The organism is Variovorax sp. GW460-12-1-14-LB1, from assembly GCF_059423605.1.
Window position 1 is genome coordinate 96,329 of sequence record NZ_JBWKYF010000002.1, and the last position, 16,505, is coordinate 112,833.

Sequence of the window (16,505 nt, forward strand, 5' to 3'; positions counted from 1 at the left end):
ATCATGCCCATCGCTCTTCTTGCCCTCACCGCCGGTGCCTTCGGAATAGGCACCACCGAATTCGTCATCATGGGCCTGCTCCTGCAGGTGTCGACGGATCTGCACGTCTCCATCACGGCCGCCGGCCTGCTGATCTCGGGCTACGCGCTCGGCGTCGCGGTCGGCGCGCCCGTGCTCACCATCGCCACCCGCAAGCTACCGCGCAAGACCGTGCTGCTCGCGCTGATGGCGATCTTCACGCTCGGCAACCTCGCCTGTGCGCTGGCGCCCAACTACGAAATGCTGATGACCGCGCGCGTCATCACCTCGCTGGCGCACGGCACCTTCTTCGGTGTCGGCTCGGTGGTCGCCACCGGCCTCGTGGCGCCCGAGCGCCGTGCCTCGGCCATCGCGATCATGTTCACCGGCCTCACCGCCGCCACGCTGCTGGGCGTGCCGGCCGGCGCATGGCTGGGCCTGCAGCTGGGCTGGCGCTCGACCTTCTGGGCGGTGACGCTGATCGGCGTGCTGGCCTTCGTGGTGCTCGCGGCCTTCGTGCCCCGCATGAAGGGCGAGGCCAAGCCCGCACCGCTGCGCGAAGAGATCGCCGTGCTCGCCCGCCCGCAGGTGCTGCTGGGCCTGGCGATGACGGTGCTCGGCTTTGCCGGCGTGTTCGTGGTCTACACCTACATCCAGCCGCTGCTGACGCAGGTCACCGGCCTGTCGGAATCGGCCGTGTCGCCGGTCCTGCTGGTGTTCGGCGGCGGCCTGGCCGTCGGCAACATCCTGGGCGGCAAGCTGGCCGACCGCGCGCCGATGGCCGCCGTGCTCGGCACGCTGGTGGCGCTGGCCGTGGTGCTCGGTGCGATGCAGTTCACCATCGGCACGCCGTTCACCGCTGTGGTCTTCGTCGGCCTGCTCGGCGTGGCCTCGTTCGCCACCGTGGCGCCGATGCAGCTGCGCGTGCTCGAGAAGGCTTCGGGCGCGGGCCAGAACCTCGCCTCGAGCCTGAACATCGCGGCCTTCAACCTCGGCAACGCGCTCGGTGCCTGGGTCGGCGGCGTGACGATCGACCATGGTCCGGGGCTGCGCGCGCTGGGCTGGGTGGCCGCGCTGCTCACGCTCGTGGGCCTGGCGATCGCGCTGTGGAGCCGTGCGCTCGACCGTCGTGCACAGAAGACCGGTCAGCTCCCGGCCGACGGCGCCTCGGCACGGGCCTGATCCTGCACCCCAAGGCGGCGCGCGAAGAACGAAAGGATCTCGTCGCGCGCCGCAATCGTCGGCTGGCCCGCCTCATCGATGAGGTGGGCCGTCACCACGCTGTGCGGGCTCGCCACCACCTGCGAGAAGAACGACGGCAGGTCGCGCGTGTTGGCCGCGCTATCGGGCAGCACGCGGGCCACGAAGCGATCGCCCAATGCGTCCGCATACGCCGCGAAACGCTGGGCCCGGCAGAAGCGGTCGCCCTCGAAGCGGTAGGCCATCACCGTCAGGTCGTCGCGCTCCAGGCGCTGGCGGACCTGGGCGATCTCTTCCGGCGAGATCTCGATGCCGCCGGGGTTGTCCAGCGGCAGCGACGGCTGCGACAGCACGGGCGCCAGCACCGCTGGCTCCAGCATCATGGTGAGCGCGAAGTTGCCGGTGAAGCACATGCCGATGGCGCCCACGCCCGGCCCGCCGCACTCCGCATGCGCCAGCCGCGCGAGCGCGCGCAGCCACTGCGTCACCGGGCTCGAGGCGTTGCCCGCGAAGGCGCGGAACTCGGCGCTCACGCAGGCGCGCTGGAACACGGCCTTGCCCTCCTCCGCATCCGGCACCGCGCCGTCGCGGCCGAACATCGACGGCATGTAGACCGTGAAGCCGGCGTCGCGCACCCAGCGGGCGAAACGCGCCACGTGCGGGCTGATGCCGGGCATCTCGGTCATCACGATCACGGCCGGGCCGGTGCCGGCCACGTAGACCGCCTTGGTGGCGCCGTCGAGCGTGATCTCGCGGCGGGTGAAGTCATCGAGCGGGTCGGTCATGGCAAGACCTTCCGGGCGTGCAGGTGGGCACCGTGAGGCGCAAGGGAAAGGATGTGGGACACGAAGGCACTTTCGGTGTTGCGACGATCCCCATTGCACCCGAGCACGCACTAGACTGCCAGTGTCCATTCAGACGCCTATCGGGCGTTTTCTGCCATGCACGATTTCACCGTTCTCGTCCTTCCGGGCAGCTTCGCCACCAGCACCGCCGTCACGCTCGACGTGCTGGCGGCCGCCGCCACGCTCGCGCCGCGCCACCAGATGCCCCGCCCCACCTGGCGCGTGGTGTCGCCCGACGGCGGCAGCGTGCCGCTGAGCAACGGGCTGCAGATCGACACCCTCGCCATGCCCCGCCGCGCGCGCGCCGACGGCTCGACGTGGATCGTGCCCGGCCTCGGCGTCGACAAGCCGGCCGACCTCGCACTGCGCCTGACCGACGACCACGCCCGCGCCGCCATCGATGCGGTGCGGCGCCATGCCGCACGCGGCGGCGCGGTCGCGGCCTCGTGCTCGGCCGTGTTCCTGCTGCAGGCAGCTGGCCTGCTGGCGCGGCGCCGCGTCACCACCTCATGGTGGCTGGCGCCCGAGCTGCGCCGGCTCGAACCGGCCTGCCATGTCGATGCCGACCGCATGGTCTGTGCCGACGGGCCGGTGAGCACCGCGGGCGCGGCCTTTGCGCAGTCGGACCTCATGCTGCACCTGCTGCGCACGCGCTTCGGCCCCGCGCTGGCCGAGGCGGTGAGCAAGGTGCTGCTGATCGACGGCCGCCAGGCGCAGGCCCCGTTCGTCGTGCCGTCGATGCTGTCCAACGGCAACGAACTGGTCGCGCGCCTCACGCGGCGCATCGAGGCCGCGCTGCCCGCGCCGCCCAGCGTGGCCGCGCTGGCCGAAGAGTTCGCGATGTCGCAGCGCACGCTGGCCCGCCGCGTGCGCGCCGCCACCGGGCTGGGGGCGCTGGCGCTGGTGCAGAGCGTGCGGCTGAACCGCGCGCGCCTGCTCATCGAGAGCAGCCGCATGACCATCGAGCAGGTCGCGGCGCAGGTCGGCTACGAGGACGCCACGGCGCTGCGGCGGTTGATGCGCAAGTCGGCCGGTGCGCCGCCGAGCCGGTTCCGGTCGGCGCTGCAGTCGGCGTGACGCGCTTGCCGCAGAATGCGCCGCACCATGAACCGTCCACCTGTCACCCTCCGCCCCGCCACCGCAGCCGACGCGCACACGCTTGCCGCGCTCGCGATCCAGGTCTGGCTCGACACCTACGCCACCGACGGCGTGAACGACGTGCTCGGGCGCTACGTGCTCTCGACCTTCACGCCGGCGGCGTTCGCCGCGTGGTCCGAGTCGCCCCAGGTCGCGCTACGCGTGGCGCAGGTCGGCGACCAGCTCGTGGGCTATGCGCTGCTGCAGTTCGGTGCCGCGCAGCCGCTGGTGCCGGGCTGCGACACGGAACTTCGCACGCTCTACGTGCAGTCACCTTTTCAGCGCAGCGGCGTCGGGTCAATGCTGCTGCGCGAAGCCCGCAGCGCCGCGCACGCACGCACGGGCAGCGACGGCCTGTGGCTCGCGGTGTACGCGAAGAACCCGCGCGCCGTCGCGTTCTACGAAACGCAGGGGCTGATGGCGATGGGACTCACGCAGTTCATGCTCGGCGGAAAGCCGCACGACAACCACGTGATGGCGACACCGCGCCGCTGATCAACCCAGCGGCAGCTCGATGCAGGCGGCCAGCGGCACCTCCGTGACGCGCTCGCTGCTCGCCACGACCACCGCCCGCCCCGGCTGCGCAACGCGCCGTTCGATCGCCTGCCACAGGCCGTGGATCGAACGCGCATCGAGCGCACCGACCGGATCGTCCAGCAGCACCACGGGCCGTCCCGATGCGAGTGCGGCGGCCAGCCCGACCTTGCGGCGTGAACCGGTCGACAGCATGAACATCTGCTTTTCCAGGTGCGGCACGAGAGAGAAGGCCTCGACCAGGCGCTGCCACTCGGCCTTGTCGAACCCCACATCGCCCTCGCCCAGCAAGGCCGTGCAGGCCTGCACGCTGAGCGCGTCGAAGGCTTCCGACGCCGGCTCGCAGAAGAAGACCTGGCGCCGGTAGGCCGTGGGCTCGGCGTCGAGCGCCACGCCGGCCGCGCGCAGTTGCCCGGCCGATGCGGGCTGCTGGCCCGCCAGCACGCGCAGCAAGGTCGACTTGCCGCTGCCGGTGTCGCCGTACAGCAGCGTGACGCCCTCGCCCACAGTGGCAGACCAGCCCTTGGCCAACGCAGGCTGGTCGGGGTACGCGAAGCGCAGATTCTGGATCTGCAGGAGGGAAGAAGTCGAGGAAGTTCGCATGAGAAGGGGGAACGAAACGGCGATGAACGCGATTGTGTCGCTGCCGTGATTCAGACCCTGCCGGCGTCCAGCGGCGACAGCCCCTTCACCCACTCGAACACCGCCGCCACGTTCGGATCGTCGCGTCGCGCCTGCGGGCACACCAGGTAGAACGGCGAGCCCTGCAGCACCGGCCCGAAGGGCTGCACCAGGTTGCCCGCGCGCAGCTCGTCCGCGATGAGCGCCAGGCCCATCAGCGCCACGCCCTGCCCCTGCAGCGCGGCCGAGACGGTGTGGGTCTCGTCGGAGAACACGGGGCCGGCCGACACGTCCAGGCCGGGCACCTGGGCCACCTGCTGCCACGCGGCCCAGGTGCCCGGCTGGGTCTTGCTGTTCGGCACCGCGAAATGCAGCAGCGTGTGCTTCACGAGGTCGGCCGGGCGGCGCAGCTTGAGTGCGGGACTGCAGGCCGGCGCGAAGACGGTGTCGAACAGCTTCTCGGCCACGAGGCCCGGCCACTGGCCCTTGCCGTAGCGGATGGCGACGTCGGCCGTGAGGCCGTCCAGCGGCACCGCGTCGTGCGAGGCGTGGATGCGCAGGTCGAGCCGGGGGTGCGCCGCGCGCAGCGCCCCCACGCGCGGCAGCAGCCAGCGCGCGGCGACGGCGGGCGTGGTCGACAGCGTGATGGCGCTGCGTTCGGGCGGCGCACGCAGGCGCGCCACCGCCTGGGCCATGGCGCTGAACGAATCGCTCAGCACCGCCTGCAGCTCGCGGCCCTGCGGCGTCAGCACGAGCTGGCGCGGCTGGCGCACGAACAGCGCCACGCCCAGCGACTCTTCGAGCTGTCGCACCTGGTGGCTGATGGCCGTGGGCGTGACCGACAGCTCGTTCGCCGCGAGCTTGGCGCTGCAATGGCGCGCGGCGGCCTCGAAGGCGCGCAGCGAGGCCAGCGGAGGCAGGGAATGCAGGAGGGCCATGGCGTGCTGATAGATGAATTGAATTTTCTGCAGCGAGAAAAATTCGTCGTTTGTCCGGCCATGGATGCTTCGATAGATTGGGAACCGTGTCAAGCAGACAGCTGAATTCCCTTCATCCAACCGAGGACCACGCCATGACCACCACCACCCTGCTCCACATCGATGCCAGCCCCCGTTCCGGCCGTTCGGGCGCCGTCGTCCACGGCTCGCATTCGCGCCGCCTGAGCCACCACTTCGTCAGCTCCTGGCAGGCGGCCCGCCCGCACGACGAGGTGATCTACCGCGACTTCGGCATCGCGCCGCCGCAGGCGGTCACCGGCGACTGGATCCACTGCGCCTACACGCCCGCCGAAGCGCGCGAACCCTGGATGCACGAGGTGCTGGCCGAGAGCGACACCTTCATTGCCGAACTGCGCCGCGCCGACGTGATCGTGATGGGCACGCCCATGTACAACTACAGCGCCCCGGCCACCGTGAAGGCGTGGATCGACAACATCGTGCGCGTCGGCGAGACCTTCGACATGGACCCGAGCCTGGACGACCCCTACGTGCCGCTGCTGGCCGAGCGCCCGCGCCGCACGGTGCTGCTCACCGCGCACGGCAGCAGCGGCTTCGGGCCCGGCGGGATGCAGGCGCATCTGAATTTCCTGGTGCCGGGCGTGAAGGCCGCGCTGGGCCTGGTCGGGCTGCGCGAGGTGCACGACATCGCGGTCGAGCATGCGGAAGACCGCGGCGACCTGCTGGAACGGTCGATGGCCGAGGCGTTGTCGGGCATCGAGCAATTGGTGCGCGACCTGCAGGCGAAGGTGCAGGCCGGCTGAAGGCGGCCCGCGAGGGGCCGCCTCAGGAAGGGATCAGGCTGAGCGCAGCTGCTCGCGCAGCTTCTGGCCGATCTCGGGGCGCTCCAGGAACGGGTCGGCCGGGTTGGTGATCGACACGATGTTCTCCATGCGGCTCTTCACGTTGCCCAGTGCCTTGGGGTGGCTGAACACGTAGAACTGGTTGTCGCTGATGGCTTCGAACACCTTGTGCGCCACCTCGGCGGCCGTGATCTTGCCGCTGCTCACCGCCTTGTTGCTCATGGCCTGGCCGATGAGCTGGCTCTTGGTGAGTTCGGTGTCCTTCGGTGCGTTCGGACGGTTGCGCTCGCTGCTCGTGATGCCGGTGGGCACGAAGTACGGGCACAGCAGGCTGGCGCCGATCTGGTCGGTGACCAGGTTCAGGTCCTGGTACATGGTTTCAGTCAGGCTCACGACGGCGGCCTTGGCCGCGTTGTAGATGCCCATGTTGGGCGGTGTGAGCAGGCCGGCCATGCTGGCGGTGTTGGTGATGTGGCCGCGGTAGCCCGGGTCCTTGGCAGCAGCCTCGAGCATCATCGGCGTGAACAGGCGCACGCCGTGGATCACGCCCCACAGGTCGACGCCCAGCACCCATTCCCAGTCGGCCACGGTGTTTTCCCACACCAGGCCGCCGGCGCCCACGCCGGCGTTGTTGAACACGAAGTGCGGCGCGCCGAAGCGTTCCTTGACGGCGGCGGCCAGCGCTTCCATCTGGGCCGCGTCGGACACGTCGACCTTGCGCGCCAGCACCTGGACGCCCAGGGCTTCCATCTCGGCCTTGGCCTTGTCGAGTGCGTCCTGCTGCACGTCGACCAGCACGAGGTTCATGCCGCGGGCGGCGCCGATGCGCGCGCATTCGAGGCCGAAGCCCGAGCCTGCGCCGGTGAGTACGGCGGTCTTGCCCTTGAAGTCCTGGATCATTTGCCGGTGTCCTTCTTGCTTTGAATGTGTCTGACGTTGAAGCGGAAGCCCCTATTGAAATACGGAACGCGCGCCGGCGCAGTCACGAAGGTGCCCGTCGCACGCGGATCTTTCGCTCATCAGGCCTCGGCTTTCTTCAACACATAGCCGATGCGCGGAAAGTGCACATGCACCGTGCCCGTGCGCTCGCTGCTGCGCTCCAGCGTGTAGTGCGTGCGCGTGGCGGCCACCAGCGTGCCCGCCGTCTCCTCGAGGCCGAAGCTCTCGGCGCGGATGGTGACGGCGCTGCCCAGCGCAATGCCATGGTCGTCCTGGAAGGTGCTGTCGGTCAGCAGCGTGTGCGGCGTGGCGGCCTTGGCGACGGCGATGGCCTCGTCGCTGGAGAACTTCGACGAGGTGCCGTGGCCGATGGCCGCCATGCGGTCCATCCAGTCGAGCACCGCGGGCGTCAGATCGAGGATGCCCTTCACCGCCTCGATGCGGCGCGTGTACCACAGCGGGTGGTAGGCCGAGAAGTCGGCGATGCACGGCACTTCGCCCAGCAGGAAGGGCTTGTCGTCAAGCATGTCCGACAGGCGGCGCAGGTACGACTTGTAGGCGCCGGTGGCGTCGGCCGGGCGCAGGCGCGTCATGTTGCCGGCGCTCATCTTGCCGCGGTCTTCGCCGAAGGCCTTGATGGCTTCGGGCGGCGCCTTGGCGAACACCTCGGCGGCGCCTTTGGGCTGCAGGCTCCAGGCCATCGCGGCCCAGAACAGCGAGGTGTCGGCCCACTGCGCGAGGATGCGCGACATGCCCTTCTCGGGCTGCGGGTAGAGCGTGGGCTCGGGCTGCAGGTGCTCCAGAACGTCGGCGATGAGCGCGCTGTCGCAGTACATGTCGGCGCCTATCTGCAGGAACGGCGTCTTGCGGTAGCCGCCCGTGAGCACTTCGACGTCGGGCTTGGGCATGATCGGCGGAATGAAGACCGACTTCCACGCCAGCTGCTTGGCGCCGAGGATCGTGCGCACCTTTTCCGAGAACGGCGAGGTGGTGTAGTGGTGAAGGATGAGGTCGGCCATGGCGTCTTTCGTGGAGGTGTTCTTGTGGGTGGTCAGCGCGGCTGTGCCCGCTGGATGATCGAATCGAAATCGGTGCCCGCGCCCAGCGTGCCGAAGGCCTGGCCCCAGTCGCCGCCCAGGCGCGAGGCGCAGAAGGCATCGGCCACGGCGGCGGGCGCGGTCTGCACCAGCAAGGCGGCCTGCACGGCCAGCGCCACGTCTTGTGCCAGGCGGCGCGCCTCGGTCTCGGAGGCCATGGCCTCGATGCGTGCGGGCAAGGCGTCGGCCAGGCGGTCGAGGGCGGCTTGCTGGCCGCGCGCCGGGGCCAGCTCGTGCGCCAGCGCGGCCACGGCGTCGCCCTTGCGCAGGCCGCGCAGCAGGTCGAGCGCCATGATGTTGCCGGCGCCCTCCCAGATGGAGTTGAGCGGCATCTCGCGGTAGATGCGCGCGACGATGCCCTCGCCGCCCTCTTCCACGTAGCCGTTGCCGCCCAGGCACTCCATGGCCTCCTGCGCGAAGTGGCTGCCGCGCTTGCAGATCCAGAACTTGGCGACCGGCGTGAGCAGGCGCGCCATCAGGTTTTCGTGCGCGTCGGCCTGGCGGTCGAAGGCCCGCGCAAGGCGGATCGCCAGGGCGGTGGCGGCTTCGCTTTCGAGCGCGAGGTCGGCCAGCACGTTCTTCATGAGCGGCTGTTCGACCAGCGGCTTGCCGAAGGCCTGGCGCTGCGCCGTGTGGTTCAGCGCGATGCCCAGTGCCTGGCGCATGAGGCCGCTGGTGCCGAGCGAGCAGTCGAGCCGCGTCATCGTGCCCATCTCGAGGATCTGCGGAATGCCGCGGCCCTCCTCGCCCACCAGCCAGGCGCTGGCGCCGTGGAACTCGACCTCGGAGCTGGCGTTGGCCTTGTTGCCGAGCTTGTCCTTCAGGCGCTGGATGTGGATGGCGTTGCGCGAACCATCGGGCAACACGCGCGGCAGGAAGAAGCACGACAACCCGGCCGGTGCCTGCGCGAGGATGAGGAAGGCGTCGCACATCGGCGCCGAGAAGAACCACTTGTGGCCCGTGATCGCGTAGCGCTCGCCCCAGGCGTCGCTGCCGTCGCGCACGGCCTGCGTGGTGTTGGCCCGCACGTCGGAGCCGCCCTGCTTCTCGGTCATGCCCATGCCCATGGTCACGCCGGGCTTGTCGTGCAGCGGCTTGAGCGCGGGGTCGTACCAGAGGCTGGCGAGCTTCGGGCCCCAGTCGGCATGCACGCCTGCGTTGCCGCGCAAGGCGGGCGTGACGGCGTAGGTCATCGAGATCGGGCACAGGATGGACGGCTCCAGCTCGGTGAAGAGCATGAAGCCCGCCGCGCGCAGCACGTGCGGCGAGGCGGATGTGCCGGTCCACGGCGTGCCGTGCAGGCCCGCGCCCACTGCGGTAGTCATCAGCGCGTGGTAGCTCGGATGGAACTCCACCTCGTCGACGCGACGGCCGAAGCGGTCGTGCGTATGGAGTTCGGGCGTGTGGATGTTGGCCAGCCGCGCATGCGCCTGCATGGCGGCCGAACCGAGGGTGGCGCCCAGCTCGTGCAGCTGCGTGGTCTGCAGCGCGGGCGCGTTGAACTTCAGCGCATCGCGCAGGGAGCGGTGGGTGTCGAAGAGGTTGTAGTCGACCAGCGGCGTGGGCTGGTTGAAGACCTCGTGCGTCGTGTCCATGACCGGCCTCCTTGCCGTGCGTTTCAGTGCATCAGATCAGCTTGACGAGTTGCTTGCCGAAATTCTTGCCCTTGAGCAAACCCAGGAAGGCTTCAGGGGCAGCTTCGATGCCCTGCGCCACCGACTCGCGCGGCTTGAGCTTGCCCGTGCCCACCAGCGTGCCGAGTTCGGTCAGCGCCTCGGGCCACACCTCCATGTGCTCGCTGACGATGAAGCCCTCGATCTTCAGGCGGTTGATGAGGATCAGCGCCGGGTTCGCCAGCGGCAGCGGCTGGCCGTCGTAGCCCGCGATCATTCCGCACAGCGCCACGCGCGCGAAAGCGTTGGTGCGCAGCAGCACGGCGTCGAAGATGTAGCCGCCGACGTTCTCGAAGTAGCCGTCGATGCCGTTCGGGCAGGCTTCCTTGAGCGCGGCGCTCATGGTCTTCACGTCGGGGTGCTGGCGGTAGTCGATGCAGGCGTCGAAGCCGAGCTCGTCGGTCACGTACTTGCACTTGTCGGGGCCGCCCGCAATGCCGACCACGCGGCAGCCGCGTGCCTTGGCCAGCGCGCCGAAGGCGCTGCCCACGGCGCCGCTGGCGGCCGTGATGACCACGGTTTCACCGGCCTTGGGCGCGATGATCTTCACGAGGCCGTACCAGGCCGTCACGCCGGGCATGCCCACGGCGCCGAGGTAATGCGACAGCGGCACGTGCGTGGTGTCGACCTTCTTCAGCGCGCCGGGCTGCGAGGCATCGACCACGCTGTATTCCTGCCAGCCGCCAAAGCCGACGACCTTGTCGCCCACGGCGAACTTGGGGTGCTTGCTCTCGACCACCTCGCCGACCGTGCCGCCCTGGAACACCTGGCCCACGGGTTGCGGCTGCGCGTAGCTCTTCGAGTCGTTCATGCGCCCACGCATGTACGGATCGAGGCTCATGTAGTGGTGGCGCACCAGCACCTGGTTGTCGGCGAGCGCGGGCGTCTCGACAGTCACCAGCTTGAAGTTGCTGGCCGTGGCTTCGCCCTCGGGGCGGTTGTCGAGGTGGATCTGCTTGTTGGTGGGCATGGAAGTCTCCGGGGAAATGGGATGTCAGTCGGTGGATGGCGGGCGCATCGCGTTCGCGCTCGCGGGGCCGGTCGGCAGCCGGCGCTTCACGTACTTGAAGGTGCCGGTGGCATGGGCGCACACGCGCTCCTGCTCGTCGTAGATCTTGGCTTCGGTGAAGGCCAGCGTCGCGGTGCGATGCAGCAGCGTGCCGCGCGCGTGCAGCGGGCCGACCGAGGGCTGCATGAAGCTGGTCTTCATCTCGATGGTGACCACGCCGGTCTCGGGCGCCACGCTGCGCGCGGCGGCTGCCATGGCGATGTCGAGCAGCGTCATGCAGGCGCCGCCGTGCGTCACGTCGAAGGTGTTCAGGTGCTCGGGCTTGGCGGTGTAGATGATCTCGGACTGGCCGTCCTCGAACTTCGTGAGCTCGAAGCCGAGGTGGCGCGCGAACGGAATCTGGCTCGTGTACGAGCGGATGTTGATGTCGCTGGACTTTTCAGGCGAATCGGACATGTCAGGCCGCACCCAGCACCACGCTCACGCCGCCATCGACCGCGACCCACTGGCCGGTGATGTGCTTGCCGGCATCGCTCGCGTACAGCAGCGTCAGGCCCTTCAGGTCTTCGTCGTCGCCCAGGCGGCCCAGCGGTGCCGAAGCGGCCATGTGCTCTTCGCCCAGGGTCTTGATCAGGCCGGCCGCCATCTTCGTCATGAAGAAGCCCGGGCAGATCGCGTTGACGTTGATGTTGTACTTGCCCCATTCGGCGGCCAGCGTCTTCGTGAAGCCGATCACCGCGGTCTTCGAGGTGTTGTAGGCCAGCGTCTGCATGCCGGGCGGGTTGCCGTTCAGGCCCGCGATCGAGGCGATGTTGATGATGCGCCCGCGCTTCTTCGGGATCATGTAGCCGTTGGCAACCTGCTGCGCCAGGATGAAGTAGCCGCGCACGTTGAGGTTCATCACCTTGTCCCAGGCTTCGACGGGGTGGCTCTCGGCCGGCGAACCCCAGCTGGCGCCGGCATTGTTGATGAGGATGTCGACGCCGCCCATGCGCTGCAGGGTCTCGTCGGCCAGGCGGCGGGTGTCTTCTTCCTTGGAGCAGTCGGCGGCGATCCAGCGCGCGTCGATGCCGGCGGCCTGCAGCTCGGCGGCGGCCTGCTCCAGGTCGTCGGCCTTGCGCGAGCTCAGCATGATCTTCGCGCCGGCTTCGCCCAAAGCATGGGCCATCTGCAAGCCCAGGCCGCGCGAGCCGCCGGTGATGAGCGCCGTTTGACCCGTGAGGTCGAACAGCTGTTGGGTGGTGCGGGGCTTCGTCATGTCGGTGTCTCCGGTGTGGATGATGAAAGAAGAGGGTTGCGTTGGCGGTGAAGGCGGTGGCTTCGGGCCGTCAGGACGCGGTGTCGTCCGCCTCGACGGCGGCGGCCTTGCCGGTGGCCACGGCTTTTTTCAGCCGGCGCCAGTCGGCCTGGTTCACGTCGGCATAGCCTTCGGCGAAATCGGCGAGCGCCGTGTTGAAGCTCCTGGAGCGCCCCAGGTAGCCGTCGATGGCCCAGGCGTCGCCGCCCTTGGCATGCGCGCGGGCCAGGCTGTAGCCGCAGGCCTCGGCGAACTCGAGCAGGTCGACCGGCTTGAAGTCCTCGAGCTTGTAGGAGGCCTTCATGTCGCGCAGCTGCCGCACGTAGAAGCCGCGCCCGCCCGGTCCCTGGGCCCAGCCCAGGAAGACGTCGCTGGCGGCCTGTGCCAGCCGCTGGCCCTGCACCACGCGCTGGCCCGGCGACGTCGTGCCAGGTGCCGCGCCCAGCGGGGCTTCGAGCACCGACTCGCCGGCCTCCTTGCACTGCAGGAACAGCGGGTGCGCGCGGTCAGCCACGAACAGCAGCAGGAAGCAGCGCCGGCCGACCGAGCCGACGCCGGGCGTGAGCACCGCGACGTCGTGCAGCTCGTAGCGGTCGAACAGCCGCTGGCGCTCGGGCGGCAGGCTGGCGCGGTACTGCGCCAGGAAGGCCGGCAGCCCGGCGCGGAAGCGCTTGATCTCCCGCGCCGTCGCACGGGCGTCGTGGTACACGAAAGGCGGCTGGTCGCGGATCATGAGGCGGCCGTCGACCGTCTCGGTCGCGCTGTCGGCGAACACGCGCGAGGTGCTGCGGCGCGCCTTCTTGATGACCGCGAGCTCGGTCGCGTCTTCGGCGCCGAGCTTCAGCAGGGTTTGCGACGTGAGCCGCGCGTACCAGGCCTCCAGCGTGTCCATGCGCGCGAAGGCCCGCATGCGGTCGCGGTAGGCCTCGGCCAGCTGCTGCACGGCCTCGCGCCCGATGCGCGGCTTGAAACCCCGGTCGCGCGCGGCCACCACGAACGAGGTGGCCAGCCGGCGCACGTCCCAGTCGAAGGGCCCTTGCAGGGTTTCGTCGAAATCATTGATGTCGAAGACCAGCGCCCGCTCGGGGCTGGCAAAGAAGCCGAAGTTTGCGAGGTGCGCATCGCCGCACAGCTGCGTCGCGATGCCGCTGTGCGGCAGCCTGGCGAGGTCGTTCGCCATCAGGCTGGCGGCCCCGCGGTAAAACGTGAAGGGGCTGACCAGCATGCGGCCGTGGCGCACCGGCACCAGCTCGGGCACGCGGCCGCGGTTGGAGGCCTTCAGCCAGCCGAGCGGATCGCGGTCGCCCGCGTCGGGCCGGGGCACCTGCGCCCACTGGCCGAGCCCACAGCGCTGGCGCTGCGCACGGCCGAACGCCCGCCGCTCGGCCGGTGAGGCCGTGGCGTCGGGCGCGTGGGGTTCAGAGCTCATAGTCCATGCACTGGCGGGCTTCGCGCACGGCGCCGATGAAGGGCTTGAGCGCCACGTGCTGGGGATGGTCCGCATAGGCCGCCAGCGCGGCGGCGTCGGTGAATTCCGAATTGAGGATCAGGTCGTAGGTGGCCTCGAGCCCGGGCTGGGCGATGACCACCTCGAAACGGTGCGTGCCGGGCGAGAGCGTCGCGCAGGCATCGAGCAGCGCCTTGGCCTTGAGCAGGTTGGTCGCCTTGTCGGCGCCCTCGGCGTGCTCCTTGAACTTCCACATCACGATGTGCTTGAGCATGGTCGGTCCTTGCCTTGTTTTTTTACTTGAGCCGCGAACGCACGTAGATGAGCACGACGCCCACCGCGGCGACCACGCCGCCGGGCACTGCCATCGACCAGCCCAGCGCGGGCTCGGTGCGGCCCGTGGCGATGCCCAGGATCACGAGGAACAGGCCGCCGTAGATCAGGATCCAGATCCACTTCTCGAGCCGCGCATGCGGCTTGGGAGGTTTCGGCGGTTGAGCGGCGGGCGGGGGTGAGTTCGGGGCGGCGTTGGCCATTGTCAGAAAGCGTCCTCGGGCAAAGCGGTACAGGTCGGGTCACGGGTTTCGACCACCTGGAGCCAGGCACCGATTTTCGGCAGCTCGTAGTGGAAGAAATAGTCCGTGGCGCCGATCTTGCCAGCTGTTACCGCCCTCGCCTTCTGTGCGTCGATTTCCAGGGCCCGCAGCGCCACGTCGAGCCAGATCCAGGCCAGCACCGTGTGGCCGAAGGCCTGCATGTAGGGCACGGCGTTGGCCAGCGCGTCGGCCGGGTCGCCGGTGGACCAGGCAGCCTCGGTGGCGCTGCCGATGCGCTGCAGCGCGGCACCCAGCGCCTTGGCGTGCGGCGCCAGCGCGGGCACCTTGGCGGCGCGGCCGATGGTCTCGGTGGCGCGCCCGGCCAGCAGCTGCAGGCCGCGGCCCTTTTCCATCAGCACCTTGCGGCCCAGCAGGTCGGCCGCCTGGATGCCGTGCGTGCCCTCGTGGATCATGTTCAGGCGGTTGTCGCGCCAGTACTGCTCCACCGGGAAATCGCGCGTGTAGCCGTAGCCGCCGTGCACCTGGATCGCCAGCGAATTGGCCTCCAGGCACCACTCGCTGGGCCAGCTCTTGGCGATGGGCGTGAGCACCTCCAGCAGCAGGCGGGCGTCGTCGGCCTGCGCGGCGTCGCCGGTTTTTTGCGTGTCGACCAGGCGGGCGCAGTACAGCTCCAGCGCCAGCGCGCCCTCGCAGTACGCCTTCTGGGCAAGCAGCATGCGGCGCACGTCGGCGTGCTCGATGATGCGCACCTGCGGCGCGGCCGAGTCCTTGGCCACGGCCGCGCCGGCGGCTTCGGGTTTCTTCACCAGCCGGCCCTGCGGGCGGCTCTTGGCGTAGTCGAGCGAGGCGTAGTAGCCGGCCATGCCGAGCATGGTGGCGGCGGTGCCGACGCCGATGCGGGCCTCGTTCATCATGTGGAACATGCAGTGCAGGCCCTTGCCGGGCTCGCCGACCAGGTAGCCCACCGCGCCGGCCTTGCCGCCGACCGGGTACTTGCCTTCGCCGAAGTTCAGCAGCGTGTTGGTGGTGCCGCGCCAGCCGAGCTTGTGGTTGAGGCCTGCCAGCGCCACGTCGTTGCGCTCGCCGGTGAGTTCGCCCTGCGTGTCCACCATGCGCTTGGGCACGATGAACAGCGAAATGCCGCGCGTGCCCGGAATGAGCTTGCCGTTCTCGTCGGGGATCTTGGCCAGCACGATGTGCACGATGTTCTCGGTCAGCTCGTGGTCGCCGGCCGAGATCCACATCTTGTTGCCCGTGAGGCGGTAGCGCGGGCCCAGCGGGTCGTCCTGGAAGTCGTCACCGTCGGGAACGGCACGCGTGGCCACGTCGCTCAGCGACGAGCCGGCCTGCGGTTCCGACAGGCACATGGTGCCGGCCCAGCGGCCCGAGAATTCATTCTTGGCGAACACCTCTTTCTGCTTCTCGGTGCCGTGCACCATGAGCAGGTTGGCGTTGCCGCTGGTGAGCATGTTCGAGCCGATGCTCACCGAGGCCATCGCGAAGAAGCTGTTGGCCGCGGCCTGCACCGTGTAGGGCAGCTGCATGCCGCCGATCTCGTAGTCCTGGGCGGCACTCAGCATGCCGGACTCGACGAAGGCCTTGTGCGCGTCGTGCGTGGCTTGCGGCAGGACGACCTTCTCGCCATCGAAATGCGGTTCCTGCGTGTCGACGGTGCGGTTGAACGGCGCGTACTTTTCACGCGCGATGCGCTCGCAGGTGTCGAGCACGGCGTCGAAGGTCTCGCGCGAGTGGTCGGCAAAACGCTCGCTCTGGTTGAGCTTCTCGGCGTCGAGCCAGTCGTAGAGCAGAAAATCGAGGGTGGGACGCAGGCTCATGGTGATGTCTTCTTCAGGCTACGACTTCGCGGGCGACGAAGTCTTCTTCGGGGAATCGGGCAGCTTGGCGATGGTGCCCTGCGCCAGCGCGCAGAGCTTCTCGGTGCCGTCGTCGGCCACCGCCACCACCTCGCAGGTGCACACGGCCTGCGAGCTGCCGGTGTGCACGGCCCGGGCGCGCGCAATCAGCCGCTGGCCGATGGCGGGCCGCACGTAGTTGATCTTGAATTCGGAGGTCACGACCGGCACGCGCAAGGCGCTGCCGCCGGCAAAGGTCAGCGCGTTGTCGGCCATGTAGCTCACGATGCCGCCATGGGCGAAACCGTGCTGCTGCTTCAGCTGCGCGCCGAGCGGCAGCTGAAGCTCTGCATGGCCCGGCGCGAGCGCATGCAGCTCGGCGCCGATCAGCACGCTGAAGGGCTGCGCGGCCAGCACGCTGCGGCCGTAGGCCAGGACGGCTTCGGGCGAGACCTCCTGGTCATTGCCCAAGCCGGACAT

18 protein-coding genes are annotated in these 16,505 nt (G+C 69.4%); 4 read left to right on the forward strand and 14 right to left on the reverse strand.

Translation table 11 applies throughout. The features are described 5' to 3' along the window. Nucleotides 1-3 precede the first annotated feature (3 nt). Complete coding sequence (locus AC07Y4_RS01770; RefSeq protein ID WP_487846944.1) at nt 4-1,200, forward strand: MFS transporter; 1,197 nt, start codon at nt 4-6, stop codon at nt 1,198-1,200. On the opposite strand, the gene AC07Y4_RS01775 is transcribed toward AC07Y4_RS01770, so the two are convergent. Continuing rightward, a complete protein-coding gene (locus tag AC07Y4_RS01775) occupies nt 1,164-2,003 on the reverse strand; it encodes a dienelactone hydrolase family protein (RefSeq protein WP_487846943.1) in 840 nt (279 codons plus the stop codon). The two genes, AC07Y4_RS01770 and AC07Y4_RS01775, sit on opposite strands and share 37 nt — an antisense overlap. Before the next feature lie 156 nt (nt 2,004-2,159). On the opposite strand from AC07Y4_RS01775, the gene AC07Y4_RS01780 reads away from it, so the two are divergent. Together AC07Y4_RS01780 and AC07Y4_RS01785 are read left to right on the forward strand one after the other, a co-directional pair. Continuing rightward, nucleotides 2,160-3,140, forward strand: coding sequence for a GlxA family transcriptional regulator (locus AC07Y4_RS01780; protein WP_487846942.1), 981 nt, complete (start codon nt 2,160-2,162; stop codon nt 3,138-3,140). Between the two features lie 27 nt (nt 3,141-3,167). Next, complete coding sequence (locus tag AC07Y4_RS01785) at nt 3,168-3,695, forward strand: GNAT family N-acetyltransferase (RefSeq protein ID WP_487846941.1); 528 nt, start codon at nt 3,168-3,170, stop codon at nt 3,693-3,695. Here the strand turns inward: AC07Y4_RS01785 and AC07Y4_RS01790 are convergent, their stop codons facing one another. Then, nucleotides 3,696-4,337, reverse strand: a complete 642-nt coding sequence (locus tag AC07Y4_RS01790) for an ABC transporter ATP-binding protein (RefSeq protein ID WP_487846940.1) — start codon at nt 4,335-4,337, stop codon at nt 3,696-3,698. 50 nt (nt 4,338-4,387) lie between these two features. Next, complete coding sequence (gene gcvA, locus AC07Y4_RS01795) at nt 4,388-5,293, reverse strand: transcriptional regulator GcvA (RefSeq protein WP_487846939.1); 906 nt, start codon at nt 5,291-5,293, stop codon at nt 4,388-4,390. Nucleotides 5,294-5,427: 134 nt separating this feature from the next. On the opposite strand from gcvA, the gene AC07Y4_RS01800 reads away from it, so the two are divergent. Then, nucleotides 5,428-6,114 carry an FMN-dependent NADH-azoreductase gene (locus AC07Y4_RS01800; RefSeq protein ID WP_487846938.1) on the forward strand — a complete coding sequence of 229 codons (687 nt, stop codon included), beginning with the start codon at nt 5,428-5,430 and terminating at the stop codon, nt 6,112-6,114. Between the two features lie 33 nt (nt 6,115-6,147). On the opposite strand, the gene AC07Y4_RS01805 is transcribed toward AC07Y4_RS01800, so the two are convergent. The 11 genes from AC07Y4_RS01805 to AC07Y4_RS01855 form a co-directional block, all read right to left on the reverse strand. After that, nucleotides 6,148-7,053: an SDR family oxidoreductase gene (locus tag AC07Y4_RS01805; RefSeq protein ID WP_487846937.1), complete on the reverse strand. Its 906-nt coding sequence runs from the start codon at nt 7,051-7,053 to the stop codon at nt 6,148-6,150. A gap of 119 nt (nt 7,054-7,172) precedes the next feature. Next, the gene (locus AC07Y4_RS01810; protein ID WP_487846936.1) at nt 7,173-8,111 is read right to left on the reverse strand and encodes a glutathione S-transferase family protein; all 939 of its coding nucleotides are present in this window, start codon (nt 8,109-8,111) and stop codon (nt 7,173-7,175) included. A 32-nt stretch (nt 8,112-8,143) separates the two neighbouring features. Next, entirely contained in the window at nt 8,144-9,784 is a 1,641-nt protein-coding gene (locus AC07Y4_RS01815; RefSeq protein WP_487846935.1) for an isovaleryl-CoA dehydrogenase, read from the reverse strand. Between the two features lie 31 nt (nt 9,785-9,815). After that, on the reverse strand, nt 9,816-10,832 hold the full coding sequence (locus AC07Y4_RS01820; RefSeq protein WP_487846934.1) for an NADP-dependent oxidoreductase: 1,017 nt from the start codon (nt 10,830-10,832) through the stop codon (nt 9,816-9,818). Between the two features lie 24 nt (nt 10,833-10,856). Continuing rightward, nucleotides 10,857-11,327: a PaaI family thioesterase gene (locus tag AC07Y4_RS01825; protein ID WP_082817985.1), complete on the reverse strand. Its 471-nt coding sequence runs from the start codon at nt 11,325-11,327 to the stop codon at nt 10,857-10,859. Nucleotide 11,328: 1 nt separating this feature from the next. Further along, on the reverse strand, nt 11,329-12,129 hold the full coding sequence (locus AC07Y4_RS01830; protein ID WP_095745325.1) for an SDR family oxidoreductase: 801 nt from the start codon (nt 12,127-12,129) through the stop codon (nt 11,329-11,331). Between the two features lie 70 nt (nt 12,130-12,199). After that, on the reverse strand, nt 12,200-13,597 hold the full coding sequence (locus AC07Y4_RS01835; RefSeq protein ID WP_487846933.1) for a DUF2252 domain-containing protein: 1,398 nt from the start codon (nt 13,595-13,597) through the stop codon (nt 12,200-12,202). Next, on the reverse strand, nt 13,587-13,889 hold the full coding sequence (locus AC07Y4_RS01840) for a Dabb family protein (RefSeq protein WP_062471343.1): 303 nt from the start codon (nt 13,887-13,889) through the stop codon (nt 13,587-13,589). Before AC07Y4_RS01840 ends, AC07Y4_RS01835 begins: the two co-directional genes overlap by 11 nt. Before the next feature lie 22 nt (nt 13,890-13,911). Next, entirely contained in the window at nt 13,912-14,151 is a 240-nt protein-coding gene (locus AC07Y4_RS01845) for a hypothetical protein (protein WP_487846932.1), read from the reverse strand. Between the two features lie 2 nt (nt 14,152-14,153). Next, complete coding sequence (locus tag AC07Y4_RS01850; protein WP_487846931.1) at nt 14,154-16,007, reverse strand: acyl-CoA dehydrogenase; 1,854 nt, start codon at nt 16,005-16,007, stop codon at nt 14,154-14,156. 18 nt (nt 16,008-16,025) lie between these two features. Then, nucleotides 16,026-16,505: a PaaI family thioesterase gene (locus AC07Y4_RS01855; protein WP_095948561.1), complete on the reverse strand. Its 480-nt coding sequence runs from the start codon at nt 16,503-16,505 to the stop codon at nt 16,026-16,028.